Raw genomic sequence first — 18,812 nt, 5'->3', positions numbered from 1 at the left:
AGAGCAGGGTGTACGAGGCCGTTCAACGGCCCGTCACAGGACGCCCACGGGGGAGGAGGTCTCCTCGCGATGCGCCGGGGCCGTTGGGCGGGGCGGTTCGCAGGCGTCCTGGTGCCGGCGCAGGCCGGCGAAGCACGCAGTCAGTGCCAGGCCCTGAACGGCGGCGCAGCCGAGGAGCAGGTGCGGCAGGCCGGAGGCGGGGACGACCGCGACCAGGGCGTCGGCCAGCGGAAGCGGCAGCAGCACCAGGATCATCGTCACCGCGAGCGTGGAGCCATACGCCTGGGCCGGGATGAGCCGGGAACGCAGCGTGCGCAGGACGACGACCATGACGCCCTCGCCCGCCATGACCACCGCCACCGTCACCGTGTACACGGCGAAGGACGGCGCCAGCGCGGTCGCCAGGCACGCCACCGTGGCGGCGGCGGCCGACACCACGCCGACCCACCAGATGCCGAAGCGGTCGATCGCACGGCGGCTGCCCCACACGGCGACCAGGGAGGCCACGGCCGCAGCACTCCATACCGCCCCCACGGCCGCGGTCGAGGCGTGGAAGTGGCGGACGACCGTGATCGGGGCGGCAGCCTGCAGCAACCCCGTGGCCAGGTTGGAGGCAGCGAGCCCACCGATCAGCCAGACGAGCGCCGGCGTACGGCGGAACGTCGCCCACCCGGTCCGCAGACGGCTGGACACCGCACTGCGCTCCGCCCCGTTCACGTCCCCCGATGAGCTCACGGCGGCGATCATGGCCAGCAATGCGACGACGGCCAGCAGCACGACGGGCGACAGCAGCAGCAGCACGCCTCCCAGGAGCGGGCCGACGAGCACCGCACCCTGGTCGATGCCGGTCTGTACGGCCTGCACGCGGTGGGCCTGCCCACCCATCCGGCGGCTCGTCTCCGCACCCAGCGTCTCCACCGCGACGAAGGAGACCTCCGCGAGCAGGCCCGAGACCGCGCCGAAGACCAGCACGACACCGGTCGTCACCGCCCCCGCGCTCGGCAGGGCGAACAGAAGGCCGCCGACCAGCGCGACCACGGTGGCGCGCACCAGGTTCGACATCCGAAAGACGAGACCGGCACCCCACCGGTCGACCAGCGAGCCGGAGAAGGCGAAGGCACCCAGCCGAGGCACCCACTCCAGGAGAAAGGCCAGACCCGTCAAGGCGGTTGAACCGGTGGTGACCAGGACCAGGAGCGGGATCGCGTAGGTGGCCGTCGCACTGGCCAGGGCGTCGGCCGCCCGCATGAGATACGCACGAGACAGACCGGCGGAGGACGCGGCGGAAGAGAGCATCCCGATTACCGCCGGGGGCCGGAGAGGTGCGACGGACGGGCGGACGGGCGGGGTTCCGCGACATCGTTACCGAAGGCCACGGTGGCGACGTCGGCCTTGGCCACCACGGGCGAGACGGCCAGCGCCGCGCTCCGGGAGGCGGACGGGTTCGAGGAGCGCGACGCCGACTCGGCCTCGGACCGGGACGGTCCGCCGACACGACGCAGATCGTCCTCCGAGTCGACGAGTTCCGACTGTGCCGAGACGACGAAGTCCGCAGCGAAACCGAACCGGTCGGCCAGCCGGTACGCCTCGTCGTCGAGGTCGTTGATGTGCTCGCCGGCGGCCTCCAGTGCTTCCCGGATGCGCTCCAGGACTCCGTGCTCGGGGTGGAGGAGCTGGTCGACGGCTCGCCGAAGGCCCTCGCCGTTCTTGGCCGACCTGATCTCGTCCGTGATCTGGAGAAGTGCGGCGCCAGCGGCGTAGGGCTCAAGGGGGTTCGCCGGGGGGCTCATCCGGGCCTTGCCCAGGGAGGGGGCGAGATCGACGCCGTAGCGGGCGGCGCGGAGCATGTCGGCGGCGTGGCTGGCGATGGCGACCTGGTCTGCGACCGGCATGGTGGTGGGAAGCCGGTGGCGCCGACCGTGCCAGTCCTGGATCTGCTGGAAGCCGGCGTGCTTGAGGAGCATCGCGGACAGGTCGTCGGCGGCACCCCTGGCCACGACGCTGCCGCTGAACTCGGAGGAGATGGTGATCGAAGGGGTGGGCACACGGGCTCCTGGGCGTGGGGAATCGGATCGACAGGGGAGAGGATCCGTAGAATCCGTGATTTGACCCGGCCGGGGATCGCTGATAGAGACCGCGAGCCGCGCTGGGGCCTCCCTTGGGCGATGGGAAGCGAGAGACCGGTGCCCCGTCGCAGCGGGGCACCGGACGGCTAGAAGTAGGGGTTCTCGGTGGGGCGGTCGGCGTCGGTGGCAGCCTGGATTAGCTCGGGGAGGTCTTCGGGCTCGGAGGAGCGCTGGTCGATCCACCAGCCGGCGCGGGGTGCGCCGTGAGGCGCTTGTTGTTCCGAATGGAGGTGCAAGACCTTCATCTCCGGACCGTCGCAGCGGTCTGGTGAAGCTGAGGGCAGCCTGACCCGGGAGGTGCCGGGGAGGGTGGGAAGCAGCCCTGACAAAGCCGGGATGGGCTGGCACTGCCAGACAGTCCAGGTCCGGCGAGCGAGACGGGAGGGTGTACGCGAGGAACCAGTGCTTGAACCCTCGTTAGGTGGAGCCGGCTCGAAACCTGGTGGATCTGGGCCGGCGTTGGGGTGCGCTGTCATCTAGAGCGTGGAGATGACGTCCGCCCGGCGCGAAGCCATCGCGACCGGGCAGCCCACGCGGAAGAACTGCGGCGTACGCGCGGGGGCCTCCGGGGCAAAGCTGGGCACCTAACCCGTCGATCGGCAGCAAGTGAACACGGGAACCGCACCGGTTCTCCCGCCAGCAGTCCGCATCCAGCGGAGGCGGGATAGGCCCACCGTCGGCTGACGGACCGGATGCGGGGCGGAGCCGCCGTAGTAGTCGGAGGCCGGGAAAGCCGGTCACAGGGCGAAGGGCGGCAGCGAGTCGAGCAGCGGAAGGACTGTCATGCCAGAAGACGCGCCGGTGAACATCGGCGCCATGCTGCTGAGCCCGCTTCGGGCCCAGCAGCGGGTACTGGAGATTCAGACGAAACTGCACCATTGGGCGGTGGCCGATCCTGGTCGCCGGTTCGGTGATCTGTTCAACCTCGTGGTGGACCCGGCCTTCCTCGCAGTGGCGTGGGAACGGGTCCGGGAGAACAAGGGCGCACGCAGCGCGGGAGTGGACGGTCGCACCGTCCACGGGATCGAGCGCAGCGCGCACGGCGCGGCAGGACTGCTGGAGGAACTGCGGGCAGATGTGAAAGCCCGTACGTTCCAGCCGCTTCCGGTCAAGGAGCGGTTGATCCCCAAGGCGAACGGGAAGCTCCGTCGCCTGGGCATCCCCACGGTCCGTGACCGCGTCGTGCAGGCGGCCTTGAAGCTGGTACTGGAACCGATCCTGGAGGCCGACTTCCAGCCGTGCAGCTACGGATTCCGCCCGGAACGTCGGGCTCAGGACGCGATCGAGGAGATCCGCAACTACGCCACGAACCCCCGCAGCTACACCTGGGTGTTCGAGGGCGACATCGCGGCCTGCTTCGACGAGATCGACCACACCGCTCTGATGGAGCTGGTGCGGCGACGCATCGCGGACAGGCGCGTCCTGAGCCTGGTCAAAGCGTTCCTCAAGGCGGGTCTGCTGGACGAACTGAACGTCATCCGGGACACGTCCACCGGCACTCCCCAGGGCGGCATCCTCTCGCCGCTGCTGGCCAACGTAGCCCTGTCGGTTCTCGATGAGCACTTCACCGAGCTCTGGCAGGCACACGGAAGCAACGCATCCCGCACCCGTTTCCGTCAGCGCGGAGGCGCGACCTACCGGCTGGTCCGGTATGCCGACGACTTCGTGGTGATGGTGAAGGGCACCCGGGAGCAGGCACTGTGCCTGTTCACCGAGGTGGGCGGGGTCTTGAGTCGGGTCGGGCTTCGGCTCGCGCCGGACAAGACACATGTGGTGCACATCGACGAGGGGTTCGACTTCCTTGGATTCCGTATCCAACGGCACCAGCAATGGGGAAGCGACCGGCACTTGATCTACAGCTACCCGTCACGGAAGTCGCGCGCGACGGTCAAGCGCAAGGTCAAAGAGGCCACACGACACGTCCCGAACCAGACCGCGGACGAACTGTTCCGGCAACTGAACAGAATCACCCGCGGGTGGGCTCTCTACTTCCGGCACGGTGCCTCCAAGGCAGCCTTCCAGGACCTCGACCACTTCCTGTGGTGGCGGACCCTGGCTTGGCTGGTGAAGAAGCATCCGAAGCGAAGCAAGAAGTGGATCCTTCGGCGCTACTACCCCGGTGGGAAGTGGTGGCCGGAGGCGGACGGAGTGGAGATCAGACCTCCAGGCTGGACAGCGATTACTCGCTACCGGTACCGAGGCAACACGATTCCCACTCCGTGGGCTCTGCGACTGGAGACCGGCATCAGCTGATGCGGGACTCGTGGAGAGCCGGATGCGGGGAGACTCGCACGTCCGGTTCGGGCGAGCGGCCGAGGGAAACGGGCTGGTGGAGACGCCAGTACCGCGCCCTCGGCCGACTCCACTGATCGTGCGTGCGGACTCCTCGATGGCCTCGCAGCCGACCTCGCTGGTGTCGTCTTCGGCGACCAGGGCGGTGTAGGCGGCGGCCAGGATCTGGTGACGGCAGTGCACACCCCAGGAGACGGCCCGCTCGGTTCCCTCCAGCGGAGGCATCCGGTACTGCTGCGACCAGGCTTCGGACGCGGCATGCTCCTCAGCCCGCTTGGTCTCCAGCCAGGCTGCCTTGTCCTGCTCGTTGGCCTCCTTGGAGGCACGCCAGCAGGCGGTGCACTCCTGTGTGGCGAGCCACTCGGCGAAGCCCGCGCGACGGTCGGCCGGCCGACCGGACAGGTCACGGTCGGAGTGATGGCCGCAGGAGTGATCGATCGGCCAGATGGTCTTCACAGCCATGGGGCATATTCCTTAGGGGAGTTGGGTCAGCGGTTGCGGGAGAAGGCGATGCGCGGATCGACAGGTTGGGCCGCCGTGACGGGGATGGCGGGGGCGGCCACTGGTCGCTTACCCGGGAGGCCGGCGACGGCTGGGCTGGAGGCGAGCGCGGCGGCGCTGATCGGAGAACGGTGGGCGCCGGCACGCTGGTCGCGGTCGCGGTCGCGGTCTGGGGACGGGTGCGGCGCGGGGGCGGCGCGACGGTTCGCGACCTCCTGGGCGAGACGAGGGTGCACCGCGACCCGGACATCCGAGCGGTACAGATTCAGCGTGGCGCCGGCGACCTTCCTCAGGGCCTCGTCCCGGCCGGTGGAGGCGGGCAGCGTGTAGATGTCCAGGCGGGGGTCGTGCCGCCAGCCGTGGTCGAGAAGGGCGAGTCCGGTGATTCCGGAGGCGCGATCGTCGAGGGCCGCGACGATGCCGAGCTGCGGATGCTCGGCGAAGGCGACCTCGGGCTCGCCGAGCGGGACTCGGCTCGGGGCAGGGCCTGCGCCGGGTGCGAGGGAGGGCTCGAACACGGCGTCCGCATCGACCCGGAAGTCGGCGTTGCGCAGCAGCTCGACGGCCCGGGTTGCGCGGCCCTGCCCGTCACGCTGCTGGTCGGTCAGGGCGTACAGGGTGGGCTCGCCCGGGACGGGGCGGAAGTCGAGCCGTTCCAGCATCCAGGTGCCGGCGGGGAGGTTCTTGGGGTTCGCGGCGACGATGCCGTAATCGGGGTGGCGGCCGACGGTGACGTCGGCGAGCAGTTCTTCGGCGGAGTTGGGCAACACGGCTGATCCATCCGGTGCGGGCTCGATGACGGGAGAGAGCGAGGGCCGGAACGGTTCTGCTGGTGCGAGGCATACGGCGTGCTCCGAGACGGGAAGAGGTCAGCGACCAGGGGCGGTGGACGAGCGCGAGGGAGGCAGCGCGGCGCGAGGGGGTGATTCCGCCGCCAGAGGTGTGCGGACCGTGCGTGATCCGGCCGACGGGGACGGCGAGAGAGCAGCGCTCACCCTGGGTGGAACGGGGTCGGCGGCGTGCTCCTGTGAGGAGCGGTACTGCTTGCGGCGTGACGGTACGCCGAGCTGGTCCAGGCACGTGTCGACGGCGGCGAGCAGGCTTGAGACGCTGCCGCCGTGCCGGGCGTCCGGACCGTCGGGCTCGGAGTCGTAGATCACCTCGTACACCGGTGGTCCGGCCTCCCGATGGCGGACCACCGTCCAGCTCTCGGGGAAGCCGGGGTTCTCGGAAGGCGGTTCCTGCGACGGCGAGATGATCATCGAACTGCCGTCGGGGAGGGCGACGTCGACGATGTAGTCGCTCAGGCCGTACTCGACGGTGACCTCCAGGCCCCGCCGGCGGAGGGGACCGGTGAGGTAGCCATACCCGCGATCCCGCTTCGGATCCGCGTCGACGAGGGGCGAGAAGGAGCTGGTCCGTGCGGTGACCAGGGGGTGGTCTGGGTTCATGGGTCTTCTCCGTGGTGAGACGTCCCGGCGGCCGACGCCGCGGTGAGCGCAGACCGGACCGCGTGGGGCGGGCGGTGGTCCACGAGGATCTGGTGATCGCGCGGTTTGGTCCGGCCGGACTCGGTGCTAGGGGTGTCAGCGGGAGCGGCCTGGAACCGGTGCGCCGGGTGCCGGCGGTGCTGGGGGAGAGGGGGGCAGGGTTCCGCGAATTCCGGAGGCGGAGCGGGCGAGAGCCGCACGCGCCCGCGTCGTGTGCGCGGAGCGCTCGGCGTCCGCCCGGCGGGACAGGTGGTCGGCGGCCCGGACGAGGGCGGGGCCGCGGATGGCCAGCTCGTCGGCGTAGTGCCAGCCGTCAGCGTTCCGTTCCTCCTTCGCCCGGTCCTCGTAGAGCTTCCGTGAACCGGGCATGGAGGCGTCCATGAGGACCAGGATCTGGTCCCACTCGCGCTGGAGCTGCCCTGCGTGTTCCAGGGTGGCGTCGATGCCGCGCAGCCAGTGGAGCTCTTCGCTGATGGGCCCCTCGGTGTAGTCGGCGCTCCGGGCGGTCGCGCGGACGCCGGCCAGGACCTCGGGGCCGTGGTCGAGGAAGACCTCGACGTGCCGCCACGCCTCGGCGTCGCGTTTCACTTTCCCGTCCTCGTACCCGTGCTCGTCGACGGGCCAGCCGTCGGTGTCGCAGAAGGAGTCCGAGACCGAGTCCCAGGCGTCGGACGCCTGCCTGATCCCGGCGGCGGCAGAGGCCAGCGCCGGGATGTGCCTCCGCCACGCCAGGTCCACACTGGCCGCCGACTGGTTCTCGGCAGGGGCGGGAGAGCTGGGGGAAACCGACATGATCGTTTCTCCGGCCATGGTCTAGGCCGACATTCGGGCGTCGGTGTCGAAGAGTTCGCGTTCGGCCGGGTGGAGGATGTGCTGCGTGATGAAGGACCGGCCCGCGACCTTCCACAGGCCCCGGCCCTTGGTCAGCGCGGACACCGCCTGGGTCTCGACGCCGGTCAGGCCGAGCAGGGACGCGGCAGCGTCGAGCTGGTCGGGCTCCTGCCGGTAGATGATGCGCGTGGAGCAGTCGGCCAGGAGACCCTCGGCCAGGACCCGGCCGCGCGAGCCGGCGTCGCCCGCCGAGAGCAGGTCACTGAGCCGGTGGATGACCATCAAGTTCGCGATGCCGAGACCACGGCTCAGCTTCCACTGGGACTGCATCCGCTCCAGCAGGCCGACATGTCGCATCACCCGCCACGCCTCGTCGTAGATCACCCAGCGTCGGCCGCCGGCGGGGTCGGCGAGGGCGGACTCCATCCACGCGCTCGCGCACGTCATGGCGAGGACCAGCGCGGTGTCGTCGCCGGCGCCGCCGAGGCGGGAGAGGTCGATGGACAGCATCGGCGCGGTCGGGTCGAACGCCACGGTGCTCGGGGCGTCGAACATGCCGCTCAGGTCACCGTGCACCAGGCGGCGCAGGGCGTGTGCGACGTCCTGGGCGGCCGTCCCCAGGTGCCCGGAGGAGTTGCCGAGGGCCTGGTCGAGGCGCTGGGGCGAGCCGAGGACGTAGGCGATCTCGCCGAGCAGCGGCACCGTGCCGCGGGCGGCGGCCTCGGCGACGACCAGGTCGAGGGCGAGGTCCAGGGCGGTGTGCTCCATCGGCAGCAGATCGCGCTTCAGGACGGTGCGCGCCAGGCCGGCCAGGAGCAGCAGGCGCCGCTTTCGGACCTCGCTCGCCCAGTTGTCCTCGCTGACGGAGACGGGCCGGGCCGGTGCGTCCAGCGGGTTCAGCCGGCCCGGCAGGCCGGGGCCGAGCGCGATGCTGTAGCCGCCGAGGGCCTGCGCGACGCCGGTCCATTCGCCCTTCGGGTCGCAGGGAATGTAGATCCGGTAGCCATGGGCGATCGACCGGGTGGCGATGGACTTCGCCAGCGCGGACTTGCCCATGCCGATGATCCCGGCCAGGACGGCGTTGGGGTTGGTGAAGCCCTCGATCCGGCCACTGCCGTACAGCGAGAACGGGTCGAAACAGAACGCGGCCTCCGCATGGACGTCACGGCCGATGAAGACGCCTTCGGCCCCCAGACCGCCCTCGGCGACGAACGGATAGGCCCCGGAAGCGGTGGCGGTGGTCATCCGGTGGGCGGGCAGGCGGAGCTTGCCGCCGCGGGCCGAGGCCGGTCCGGGCCGCCCGGCCGGCGGGTAGACCGGTCGAAGTTCCGGATCGGTGGTCTCCTGGGCACGGTGGTTCGGGGGCCTTCCGGCGAGACGGGCCTGGCGGTGGGCGTCGGCGAAACCGGCGCGGGCTGCCCTGCGCTCGGTGCGCGATGCCTTGTGGGGCACGAACAGGCGGGAGGCGCTGGCGCGGGTACGGGGCATGAACGTTTCTCCGAGTGGGGGCGGGTCAGCGGCGGGTGAGGCCGGTGAACGGGGAGTGCAGGTCGGCCGGGGTCGTTCGGCGGCGGACCAGGCGCGCGGTGCGCTGATGGCGCTGGCAGACGGTCAGCTCTGGCGCCCCTTCGGGCAGGCCGGCCCGGCACGCCTCGCGCTCGGGCACCTCGCCGGAGTCCGGGCGGGGAGCTGAGTGGTAGGCGGCGTGGAGGTGGTCGACTGCCTGCCAGATCCGGGTACGGGCGGCACGCAGGTGGTCTCCCTCCGCCGGGAGGAGCCGGCCGACACGTACGGCGTGGGCGTCGAGCAGCCCGTGCAGCGAGACGAGATGGGAGTGAAGGGCATCCAGCTCGGCGCGGGTGGTGACGAGCGGGCCGCCGGGGAGGTTGAGCGCGCGGTGGAAGTCGAGCGCGGCGGTGGCGAAGGGCACGAAGTCCTGCGCGGTCGTGCTGGGAGTGCGGGACACGGGAGTGCTCTTTCAGTGATGCGGGGAGTGCCGGGGCTACACGGCGAGGGCGAGCGGCAGGGCGGCGGCGGTGAACGCCTCGGCCTGCTGCCAGGTCAGCGGCCGGAGGTCGAGCTGGGCGCCGACGGCGGCGGTCTCCACGACCGCGCACGCGGTGCGCAGTTCCTCTTCGGAGTCGGCCGAGACGGTCAGCAGCCCGGTCAGGGCGACGTCCGCGTGGCCGGCGATGAGCTGCCGCTCGCGCGCCTTGATGTCCTGGTACTCGATCGAGTCCGCCTCCGAGTCGACCTGCCCGCGCCGGGCCCGCTCGGCGGCATCGGCGATAACCGACGCCTTCTTGCGCTGGACGTCGCGCAGAGCGGCGTCCAGTCCCTTCGGCTCGTAGCAGAGCGACAGCGTGCGCCGGACCCCGCCGGTGAACAGGAGCTGGTGCAGGAAGCCGGCGCTGGTTTCGGTCCTCGGCCAGTTCTCCACCCAGTACGTGGCGTGGACGGCGGAGTCGGTCGCGATGTGGTCCGCCTTCTCCACGACCACGATGGGGCCGGCGGCTGTGGGCTCGGCCTCGGGGCGGCCGGTGGCCGACCAGCGATCGAGGGTGGCGAGGGCCTTGGGGTCGTAGGCGGTGCGGACGACGGCGGCGATCTCGCGGGCGGTCAGCCAGCCGGTCGGGTTGAGCCCGGCGGTCCGCGCGGCCTGCTCGAAGGTCGAGGTCAGCTGTGCCAGGACGCTGAAGGCCCCGGTCAGGCCGCCGCCGGCCTGGTTGATCAGCCGGCGTGCCGCCTTGGTGTCCAGCGACAGCGCGACGTACGCCTCGTGCGGGGCGGCGGCCGGACCGGCGCTCTGGAGCAGCTCGTTGTAGATCGCTCCGGCCACCGGGGTGTCGGGGCGGCCGTGCTCCTCCCAGTAGCGGCGCAGGCTGTCGCCGGAGTCCGGGACGGTGCGCTCGATCACCTGGATGCGGGCGATCTGCCCGGTCCGGGCGAGCGCGGCCAGGGCCCGTCCCCAGCCGGAGACGTTGGCGTGCTGGGTGCCCGGGTCGAGCAGGGCGTAGGCGCGGGAGGCGACCTTGACGACGGCGGTCAGCGTGCCGTGGTGCGGGTCGTGGACCGCGCCGTACCGGCCGTCCGGGGCGGTGGCCACGCGCAGGCTGGCGGCGGTGCCGGGAAGGTGGAGCAGTCCCTCGCGGGTCGGCCGGCGCGAGGGGCGGGTGAGCCAGAGGAGCTGGCCGCGCATCCGGCGCAGCGCGTACCGGACGACGACCGGAGCCCAGTCCGCCAGGGCACGGCCCCGGTGGCGGACGAAGACGAACAGGGCGATGACGGCCCACAGCGGGATGAGCGCGAGAGCGCCGACCACGCCGCGGGCGAGGATCACGGCGAGAAGGAGAAGGCCGGTGAGACCGGCGGCGAGGAGCTGCGGTGCGGTCAGGCCGAGCAGGATGCCGCGCCTGCTGCGGTGGGGGAACTTCACGGTGGCCGAGGGGACTTCGGCGTGGTGCTTACCGGACATGAGGGTTCCAGACGGTGGAGGTGAACGAGAGACGGGGCGGGCGGCACTCTTCTGGAGGACACGGCGGGGCTCCTTCGACGGTCGATTCGGGAGGGGGCGGGCTGCGGAGGGGCAGCCCGCCCCCGGTGGGGGAGGGTCAGGAACCCTCAGGCGGCTGGGTGGGGAACACCCAGGGCGTCGGCGCCGGCGAGCCGGTGGCTGCCGCCGAGGGCCCGGCGGGCGGCGTGGTGCCGATGTGGCTCACGCCGCTGCCCGGAGCCGACGTGCTGGTGGGACGACCGGAGCTGCCGCTGACGGCCTGGGCACCCGGCTGGGAACCTTCCGCTTCCTCTTCGCCGGGCCGGGTGATGAGCGGCGGGATGCCGGGGCGCTGGATCAGGGCCCGTCCCTTGTCGCCGGTCGCGTTCGGGTCCTCGCCGTAGCGGAAGCGGGTCTGCGGCTTGGGCGGTCCGGCGTCGATGCCCTCCTTGCTGAGGTTGCCGCCGGCAGGATTGATGCCGGAGGCGACACCGTCGGCGCCCGCGCCGGGAACCTGACTCGGTCCCTGGGGAGCGGGGGTTCCGGTGCCGACCCGCATCGCCAGGCTGCCGGCGGTCTTCGCCGCGCCGGCGGCGACGGCCATACCCGCGACGCCGGTGCGGTGCAGGTCGTCGTGGCCGCCGCCGTCGCTCGCCCAGTGGACGAACTTGTACGTCGCGTACGGGCAGAGCAGCACCAGGACCATGACGACGATGCCGGCCATCGCGTCCGACAGGGCCGACAGACCGTCGTTGGCGTCGCTCTTGCCCATGGCGGAGACGCCGATCAGGAAGACCACGGTCATCAGAAGCTTCGAGACGATCAGGGTGGCGGTGGCCTCGATCCAGCCCCGACGCCAGCGCTTGGCGACCTCCCAGCCGCCGCCCGCGCCGGCGAACACGGCGAGGGCGACCATGATCAGCACGCCGACCTTCCGGGCGACCATGACGCCCCAGTACAGGAAGGCACCGATCGCGCACCCGAAGGCGACCAGGGCGGGAACGCCCCAGCCCAGGCCGTACATCGCCCCCAGTTGGTTGATCTTCACGACGCGGCGGATCGCGTCGTCGACCGAGGTGTTGGCGGCTTGGAACAGTCCGTCGGACAGGGCGTCGACCACGGTGATGGCGACGGTGGTGAAGGCGATGGCGGAGAAGCTGAACAGGACGCCGGTCATGGTGCCGATCGCGGCCTGGGCCAGGGCCCGCTCGTCGCGCCGCCAGGCCGCGAACATGAGCTGAATGCAGAAGATGCCTACGGTCAGCGCGAGCCCGATGGGCAGCAGAAGCTGGTAGTTGTCCCGGAACCAGCCGGCGTTGAGGTCGATGGCGGTCGTCTCGTTGACGGCCTTGGCGGCGAGGTCCGCCGCGCTGGCCGCCAGTTCGCCGGCCGACTTCGCGATCCACGCGCCGATGCCGTCGGTGACGGCCCCGGCCGGGTTGGTGACGAAGTCGACGGCGGTGCACACCTTGTCCATCATCGGAAGGCCGCAGACATCCATGGGGGTACCTCCTTTCGTGAACGGGACTCAGGGTGCGACGGACGGCATGACGCCGGCCAGGGCGCAGGGCTGGTTGGGGCGGCACTGGACCGCGAGGGTGGTGGAGCGGCTCTCCGCGCCGCCGACGGGCGAGCCCTTCCAGGCGATCGCCTGCTTCCCCGAGACCGTGACGGCGTAGACGTACGCCTGGGTGATCGCGCCGGGGTCCTCCTGAAGGGCCCGGGTGAAGGCGTTCGGGAAGTGCCCCTCGTTCACGGTGGCCGTGGCGAACTGGCCGTTGGCGGCCATCTCCTTCCACAGCACCGCCGAGGGGATACCTCGGTCGACGGAGGCCGCGTCGGCGTACTTGGCCTCCGGGGTCAGCCACGCGTGCAGAGCGCGCCGCAGTTCGGCCTGCGGGTACGCCCGGGTGTCGTACGACCACAGCGCTGCTGCGGCTGCCTTCCCGAAGTCGATCGGGTCGGTGGTCCTCGGCGGAACCGGCAGGGCGCGGGGGCGGGTGATCACCGTGGGCGGCCCGGACGGCGTGACGGCCGAGGAGGAAGCCGGCGGCGAACTCGGACGCGGGACAGGGGCCTTGGCGGGTTCCCTGCTGTCGCGGGTGAGGTAGGCGGCCAGGCCGGCGAGGGCGAGGAGCACTGCCAGGACGACGGTGCCAAGCAGCGCCCGGCGGCGCACGCGAGATGCGCCGCCGGGGTTGGAGGAGTGGGAAGGCATCAGCGGACCTGCGTCCCCAGCGTGCTGAAGAACGCGACCACGCCGTTCGCGGCGCCGAGCAGGAGGGCCGCGCCGGCGCTCACCAGGACGCCCTTTTTGCCGTTGGCTTCGGCCTGGTGGCCGCCGGAGTGGTGACCCCAGGCCCACACTCCCGCGCTGACGGCGAGGGCGCCGACCACGGCGATGAGCCCGAAGAGGTTGATGGAGCCCATCACCTGCTTGAGGACGTTCAGGCCCGGCAGCCCGCCCTCGGTCGGCTTGATCCCGGGGTCGTAGGCGAGCTGTATGACCTGTTCGGCGAGATACACGAGAACTCCAGTTCGAATGAAGGCACGCCGAAGCCCGTGAAGGTGGAGCGGCGGTGCGAGAAAGGGGAGAGGGGGAGAGATGCCGGTCAGACGACTCGGCGGACCGCGAGAATCCCGGACTTCCAGGCGGCGACGGTCGTAACGCGGACGACGTCGCCGGTGCGCGGGGCGTGCACGACCAGGCCCTGACCGTGGCCATGCCGACGTGCTCGGGTACGGCGGCCGTTCCCTCGGTGAAGATCAGGTCACCCGGCCGAAGGGCATCGGCCGAGACCGGCTTGCCCTCCTTGACCTGCGTGTACGTCGTACGCGTCAGGGGGACCCCGGCGGCCTTGTACGCCTGCTGCATCAAGGAGGAGCAGTCGCACCGCCCCATCGCCTTGTCCCCGTGGGAGTCGGTGCAGGTCCCGCCCCACTGGTACGGCGTACCGCGCTGGTCGAGCGCCCACCGGATCGCCGTCTGGACCTCCCGCGGAGCGGTCGCGGGGATGCTGTACTTCTCGGGCAGCGCGCCGGCTGGAATGGTGCCGAAGTCGGTGCCGTCCCCGTCGGCGGCACAGCCACCCGTGGCGCCGGGCGCAGGACCGTCCGGAACCGGCGACGGTGACGCACCACCGCCACCGCCACCGGTTTTCGGCAGCAGGGGCTCGATGGCCTTCTGCAAGGCCGTGGCCATCGGCTCCCACTTCGCGTACGCCTCGGGGAAGCCCGACTTCTGCACCGCCTGGGCGGCCTGCGTGACGGACAGGGACTGCCAGCCCGAGACCTGCCGGAGTCCCTCGTAGAACTTGGTCGAGGCATGCACCGGGTCGAGGATCTCGTTCGCCGTGCCCCAGCCCATCGACGGCCGCTGCTGGAACAGTCCCAGCGAGTCGCGGTCGCCCCAGGTCAGGTTCCGCAGGCCGCTCTCCTGCAGGGCGGTGGCGAGGGCCACGACCTGCCCGCGGGCCGGGATGTTCATCGCGACGCCGGTGGCCTGAATCGTCTTGGCGAAGGGAATCTGCTCGGCCGGATTGTCCAGCCCCGGCACGGAGACCGAAGCCTTGCCGCCACCATCCAGGATGGCCTTCACCTGGTCGGCGACCGCCGCGGTGTCCACGGACTGCGTGCCGTCGGTCGGGCAGGAGGCCGACGCGGTGCCGGCGCCGAAGGCGAGGACCGGCACGACCAGCAGCATCGAGCCCGCCGCGAACAGGCCGACGACGCCCTTGGTGGTCTTCTTCATCGCCTCCGCCGTTCACCGAGGCGGCGGAGTCGGCCGGGTGACGGCGTCAGGTCGGGGCGCGGGGGTATCAGGACATGCTGCATCGCAGCGGCTCCTCGGTGTTCGTAGGAGACGCGGTGCCAGCCTCTCGTGCAAAGCCGCCGGCACCGCGCCGATGTGCATCCGCCTCTCGGGCGGGCCCGGTCAGGGGAGTTGGTAGCTCCCGAACGCCGGTCTCAGGTCATGCGCGGCAGCCAGCCGCGCTCGTAATCTCAGGCGGTACACAAGGACCTCCGGACGGCATCGGAAAACACGTGGGCAACGTGCCTTCCGCCTGGCTCGATGGGACGAGACAGCACGGATAAGCACAGGTCAGCGGGGTGAAGCGGGACTCAGTCCCGGTGACAAGGCGAGACAGTAGACCGGGGTTCCGGCCGCACCAAACGAGCCCCGACGCCCACGCCGACCCCGTTAGGTCCGGCCGGGGAACCCCACTAACCTCCGGCACAACCCCACCCCGGAAGAACGCCGTTGAGAGCTGTCCGGAGCAGGGGACAGAACCGCTACGTCCTGAAAGAGGCCCCCATGAGCTACACACTGCACCGAGGCGACGCCCTGACCGTCCTGAAGTCCCTCCCGGACGAGAGCGTCAACGCCGTGATCACCGACCCTCCGTACAACTCCGGCGGCCGCACGAGCTCGGAACGCACCGGCCGCACCGCGCGCGCCAAGTACGTCACCAGCAACTCGGCACACGACCTCGCCAATTTCCCCGGCGAGAACCGCGACCAGCGCTCCTACCGCTCCTGGCTGACCGAACTGCTCACCGAGGCGTACCGGGCCTCCACCGAGCACGCGGTCGCCATGGTCTTCACCGACTGGCGCCAGGAGCCGACCACGACCGACGCCCTGCAGATGGCCGGCTGGACCTGGAGCGGCACCCTCCCGTGGATCAAGCCCGCCAGCCGGCCCCGCAAGGGCGGGCCGAAGCAGGACTCCGAGTTCATCGTCTGGGGCGTCAAGGGCTCCCTCGACCACTCCCGCGACCTGTACCTGCCCGGCCACTACATCGCCTCACAGCCCCGCAAGGGCCGGGTCCACATCACCCAGAAGCCCGTCGAGATCATGCAGCAGCTCGTCCAGGTCTGCCCCGAAGGCGGCACCGTCCTCGACCCGTTCACCGGCAGCGGCTCCACAGGCGTCGCCGCCCTCCGCGAAGGCCGCAACTTCGTCGGCGTCGAACTCTCCCCGCACTACGCCGACGTCGCCGAACAGCGGCTCCACGCCGAACTGACCAAGGACGACTTCGACCTCGCCGGACCGGAGAGCTGATCATGAGAACGACGCCCCCGAGGCCGGAGGGCCGCAGACGCCGAAGGGCGGCTGGAACATCGAGAAGCCGATGCTCCAGCCGCCCTTCCGCTTGTCTCAGGCTGCCTCGAACGCCCGCCGGATCAACGGCGCCGCCTTCTCCAGGTCCGCCGCCGAGGCGAGACGCACCTCCAGGTCCCCCGTCCCCAGGTGCCCGACACCGCGCATGTCCCGCGTGAAGCCCTCCTCCAGCACGACCGTGTCCGGGTCGAGTCTGAGATAGAGCAGGATCACTTGGTGCTTCGGACGGAACAGGACCGAGGCCACGTTCACCAGCCGCCGGTAGGCGATGTAGTGCTTGAGGAGCACCACCTCGATCTCGCCCCACGCCGTCAGCGCCTCGTCCACCTCCGTGAACAGATCCCGCAGGCACTCCGGGACGAGGCCGGCACCCGCCGACGAGGACGCCGCCGGGGCCGTCGGCGAATCCTCGGCCGCCGCGTCCCGCTCGCGCCGCCGCCGAGACGCCGTGCCGGGCACCCCCGGCGAGGAGTCCACAAGCAGCAGGCTCAGCAGACCGCCCTCGAAGACCCGGTAGCGCACCAGGTCGATCCGCTCAGGCACCCGCTGCACGGCGACCCGATCGTGGTGCGAGAAGCCCGCCGCGATGCAGACCATCCGCGGACGCCGCCAGTCGATCGACTCGGCCGCCTCCGCCCCCAGCACCTTCCGGACGAGCGCCTCGAACTCGTGCTGCGCCGACTCCAACCACGCCATGTACGAGACCGCCTGCGACAGCACCCCGCTGTCAGAGCCCTTCTTGAACTCGATCACCACCGGACTGCCGTTCTCATCCAGCCCTAGCGTGTCGATCCGACCCCGATGCCACGGCCCGGTCGCGTACTCCGACGCCAAGAACCGGATCCCGAGCATCTGCTCCAGACCGGCCTCGACCCGCCGCTGCAGCTCCACCTCCAGCGCCACCGTCGACCCGGACAGCTCGACATCCCGCCCGTCCGCGTCCTGCCGGAACAACATCAGCTCGGCCACCAGCGTCCCCCTCCGTGATCACTACAAGAGAAGCAATCGAAACCGGCCTGCGGGTATTCCAGCGGATGCCTGCGTCTCCTGCTTCGTCGGGCTACCGCTCGCTGTTTCTCCGCCAATGTGGACGCCTCGGGGCCGTTCACGGAAGATGATCAGCTGAGTTGGGCTGGCCAGGTTCCAATGGGTGCTGGACGCGTCACGGCCCTCGCGAAGCGGGCGTGGGGATCACCCCGGGCGGCGTGGTTCAGCGTCGGATAGCGACGACCTCGACCTCTGCGTTCATCGCGCGCAAGCGACGTGCCGACTGGAGGAGGGAGACCTGGGCGAAGGCGAAGAGGGAGTCGACAGTGATCTCCTTTCCGTCCTTGAGGAGGATGGCGAGCACGACCTTCAGCGTGCCGAAGTCGCTCAGGAGACGGTGCTCGGGAGTACGGTCCGCAACCTGCCCCAGGAAGGCGCTGCGGATGGCTTTGTCGCTGCGCAGGGTTTCGACGGCGGTGACCGCCTGGGCGAAGAGGTGGTTCAGCGGTGCGGTGCCGTTGCTACTGGTGGCCTTCTTGACGCAGATCAGCTGGTTGTCCGGGCCGAGGACATCGCAGACCTCCAGGCCGCCACCGTTGAACTTGTCCGTGACGATGTTCTTCTTGTCGAAGAGGAGGTAGCCCTCCTGGCGTGCCGCCTGCTTGTTGTACCAGTCCTCATCGTGAGAGTCCCGTCCCTTGGCGTTCGGTACTCCCTTTGGCCAGGCGGGCAGTTGGACGCTGGCCGACTTGCCGAGCAGTTCCCGGAGCTCTTCCTCCAGCGTCTTGAGGAATCCGGCTCCCACCTCGTACCACTTTCCGTGGCCGTAGAAGTACCGCACTGTTTCCACAGGGACGTCCGCGATGAGCCACTCCTTGCCGGTGGTCGCGGCGCTGGCCGGCGTTTTCAAGTCGTCGTCGCTGAACATGACGACCCGGACTTGGCCGAGCGCCTTGAGGCGCTCGCCCTCGGTCTTGTCCGAGACGAAGTCGAGGAGGACGGGAAGGTCCAGGTCGGTGACGTCGATGCTGCGGCTACCCGAGCTGATCCGGAACGCCTGGGCGGAGCCGAAGCCCTCCTGGCAGCTCTCCGGAACTCCCAGCGTGAGCCGCGGGTGAGTAGGGTCGGCGAGCACGCGCTCAAGGACTGCCTGGGCGTCCACCGCCTTGCGGCTGCGCTTGTCCAGCGTGCGGAGCCGATCGACGAAGCCCAGTTCGGGCAGTGGATCCGGGCGCGAGCAGACCTCCTCTATCGCACGCAGGTCGTTGAGGAATTCCTCCGGGGTGGTGGCCAGCGGCAGCTTGATGGTCGACTCGGAACACTCGACTCGAACATGCTTGGAGCTACCGGCGGGCAGTGAGGTCAACGGGATGCCGCTGACCGTTCCACAGATGCGGCGGACGACTGCGCCGAACCGGTCGAGTCCGAAGCCGTCGATACGCTCTCCCCGGGCGACGGAGTACTCGTCGACGCGCCCTCGTCCGTCCATGATCTGGTTGCGCACCTTGATGATGCCGTCCTCGTCGAGGCAGCGGGTGGCGAACTCCAGTCCGAATTCATCATCACGGTAGTACGGGTCCAGCATGTGCTGGCCGACCCCGTAACTCAGGGCGTACAAGCCGCGTTCGGTGCGCATGAGCACCAGGCCCGCAGCGGAGTGATTCCGTTCGTTGACCTCCAGGCCGGTGATCCGCTCGACGGCCGGGCACCAGTCGGCGCGGTCTCGGGGGATTCCCCCGTTCACCAGCAGCCCGGTTACGCCCTCCCAGGCGAACTCGCGGACTTGGTATCCGGGTCTATCGAGATAGTGAGGACGCACAAGAGTGCGGAGTTCCACCTCGCCACCGCTAGGAACAGTGAGCCGGTGCAACGTGGACTTTCGGGTGCCAGTGCTGCTCTTCTCCTTGGCCGCCACGTGATGCTCCTTCGAGTCGAGGTGCCGGAGGTCGATGCCGCGGGGTCGTTCTCCT

16 protein-coding genes and 1 pseudogene are annotated in these 18,812 nt (G+C 70.5%); 2 read left to right on the top strand and 15 right to left on the bottom strand.

Going from position 1 to position 18,812, the window contains the following annotated elements; translation table 11 throughout:
- Window positions 1-33: 33 nt before the first annotated feature.
- The 3 genes from IE275_RS20415 to IE275_RS20405 all read right to left on the bottom strand — a co-directional run bounded on the left by IE275_RS20415 (window position 34) and on the right by IE275_RS20405 (window position 2,371).
- Entirely contained in the window at window positions 34-1,296 is a 1,263-nt protein-coding gene (locus tag IE275_RS20415; protein ID WP_189712770.1) for an MFS transporter, read from the bottom strand.
- Window positions 1,297-1,301: 5 nt separating this feature from the next.
- Complete coding sequence (locus IE275_RS20410) at window positions 1,302-2,045, bottom strand: hypothetical protein (RefSeq protein ID WP_189712769.1); 744 nt, start codon at window positions 2,043-2,045, stop codon at window positions 1,302-1,304.
- A gap of 167 nt (window positions 2,046-2,212) precedes the next feature.
- On the bottom strand, window positions 2,213-2,371 hold the full coding sequence (locus IE275_RS20405; protein WP_189712812.1) for a hypothetical protein: 159 nt from the start codon (window positions 2,369-2,371) through the stop codon (window positions 2,213-2,215).
- A 538-nt stretch (window positions 2,372-2,909) separates the two neighbouring features.
- Here IE275_RS20405 and ltrA point away from each other — a divergent pair.
- On the top strand, window positions 2,910-4,379 hold the full coding sequence (gene ltrA / locus IE275_RS20400) for a group II intron reverse transcriptase/maturase (protein WP_189712768.1): 1,470 nt from the start codon (window positions 2,910-2,912) through the stop codon (window positions 4,377-4,379).
- Between the two features lie 527 nt (window positions 4,380-4,906).
- Here ltrA and IE275_RS20395 read toward each other — a convergent pair.
- The 10 genes and pseudogenes from IE275_RS20395 to IE275_RS20350 all read right to left on the bottom strand — a co-directional run bounded on the left by IE275_RS20395 (window position 4,907) and on the right by IE275_RS20350 (window position 14,484).
- Window positions 4,907-5,689 carry a hypothetical protein gene (locus tag IE275_RS20395; RefSeq protein WP_229870389.1) on the bottom strand — a complete coding sequence of 261 codons (783 nt, stop codon included), beginning with the start codon at window positions 5,687-5,689 and terminating at the stop codon, window positions 4,907-4,909.
- Between the two features lie 99 nt (window positions 5,690-5,788).
- Complete coding sequence (locus tag IE275_RS20390; RefSeq protein WP_189712767.1) at window positions 5,789-6,370, bottom strand: hypothetical protein; 582 nt, start codon at window positions 6,368-6,370, stop codon at window positions 5,789-5,791.
- 135 nt (window positions 6,371-6,505) lie between these two features.
- Complete coding sequence (locus IE275_RS20385; RefSeq protein ID WP_229870388.1) at window positions 6,506-7,201, bottom strand: hypothetical protein; 696 nt, start codon at window positions 7,199-7,201, stop codon at window positions 6,506-6,508.
- Between the two features lie 21 nt (window positions 7,202-7,222).
- Window positions 7,223-8,728, bottom strand: coding sequence for a putative type IV secretion/conjugal transfer ATPase (locus IE275_RS20380; protein ID WP_189712766.1), 1,506 nt, complete (start codon window positions 8,726-8,728; stop codon window positions 7,223-7,225).
- A 25-nt stretch (window positions 8,729-8,753) separates the two neighbouring features.
- Complete coding sequence (locus IE275_RS20375) at window positions 8,754-9,206, bottom strand: DUF6238 family protein (RefSeq protein WP_189712765.1); 453 nt, start codon at window positions 9,204-9,206, stop codon at window positions 8,754-8,756.
- Window positions 9,207-9,242: 36 nt separating this feature from the next.
- Complete coding sequence (locus IE275_RS20370; RefSeq protein ID WP_189712764.1) at window positions 9,243-10,715, bottom strand: SCO6880 family protein; 1,473 nt, start codon at window positions 10,713-10,715, stop codon at window positions 9,243-9,245.
- Between the two features lie 136 nt (window positions 10,716-10,851).
- Window positions 10,852-12,234: an SCO6881 family protein gene (locus IE275_RS20365; RefSeq protein ID WP_189712763.1), complete on the bottom strand. Its 1,383-nt coding sequence runs from the start codon at window positions 12,232-12,234 to the stop codon at window positions 10,852-10,854.
- A 27-nt stretch (window positions 12,235-12,261) separates the two neighbouring features.
- The gene (locus tag IE275_RS20360; RefSeq protein WP_189712762.1) at window positions 12,262-12,951 is read right to left on the bottom strand and encodes a hypothetical protein; all 690 of its coding nucleotides are present in this window, start codon (window positions 12,949-12,951) and stop codon (window positions 12,262-12,264) included.
- Window positions 12,951-13,259 carry a DUF6112 family protein gene (locus IE275_RS20355; RefSeq protein ID WP_189712761.1) on the bottom strand — a complete coding sequence of 103 codons (309 nt, stop codon included), beginning with the start codon at window positions 13,257-13,259 and terminating at the stop codon, window positions 12,951-12,953. Before IE275_RS20355 ends, IE275_RS20360 begins: the two co-directional genes overlap by 1 nt.
- An 86-nt stretch (window positions 13,260-13,345) precedes the next feature.
- Window positions 13,346-14,484, bottom strand: a pseudogene (locus IE275_RS20350) (C40 family peptidase).
- Window positions 14,485-15,048: 564 nt separating this feature from the next.
- Between IE275_RS20350 and IE275_RS20345 the strand changes: the two are divergent.
- Entirely contained in the window at window positions 15,049-15,795 is a 747-nt protein-coding gene (locus tag IE275_RS20345) for a DNA-methyltransferase (RefSeq protein ID WP_189712760.1), read from the top strand.
- 96 nt (window positions 15,796-15,891) lie between these two features.
- Here IE275_RS20345 and IE275_RS20340 read toward each other — a convergent pair whose 3' ends face one another.
- Both IE275_RS20340 and IE275_RS20335 read right to left on the bottom strand, forming a co-directional pair.
- On the bottom strand, window positions 15,892-16,824 hold the full coding sequence (locus tag IE275_RS20340; RefSeq protein ID WP_189712759.1) for a DUF5655 domain-containing protein: 933 nt from the start codon (window positions 16,822-16,824) through the stop codon (window positions 15,892-15,894).
- 241 nt (window positions 16,825-17,065) lie between these two features.
- Window positions 17,066-18,757, bottom strand: coding sequence for a DUF6119 family protein (locus IE275_RS20335; RefSeq protein ID WP_189712758.1), 1,692 nt, complete (start codon window positions 18,755-18,757; stop codon window positions 17,066-17,068).
- Window positions 18,758-18,812: the final 55 nt, after the last annotated feature.

It is taken from the genome of Streptomyces phaeofaciens (genome assembly GCF_014648915.1).
GTDB lineage: Bacteria > Actinomycetota > Actinomycetes > Streptomycetales > Streptomycetaceae > Streptomyces > Streptomyces phaeofaciens.
This window is presented reverse-complemented; position numbering and strand designations above follow the sequence as displayed.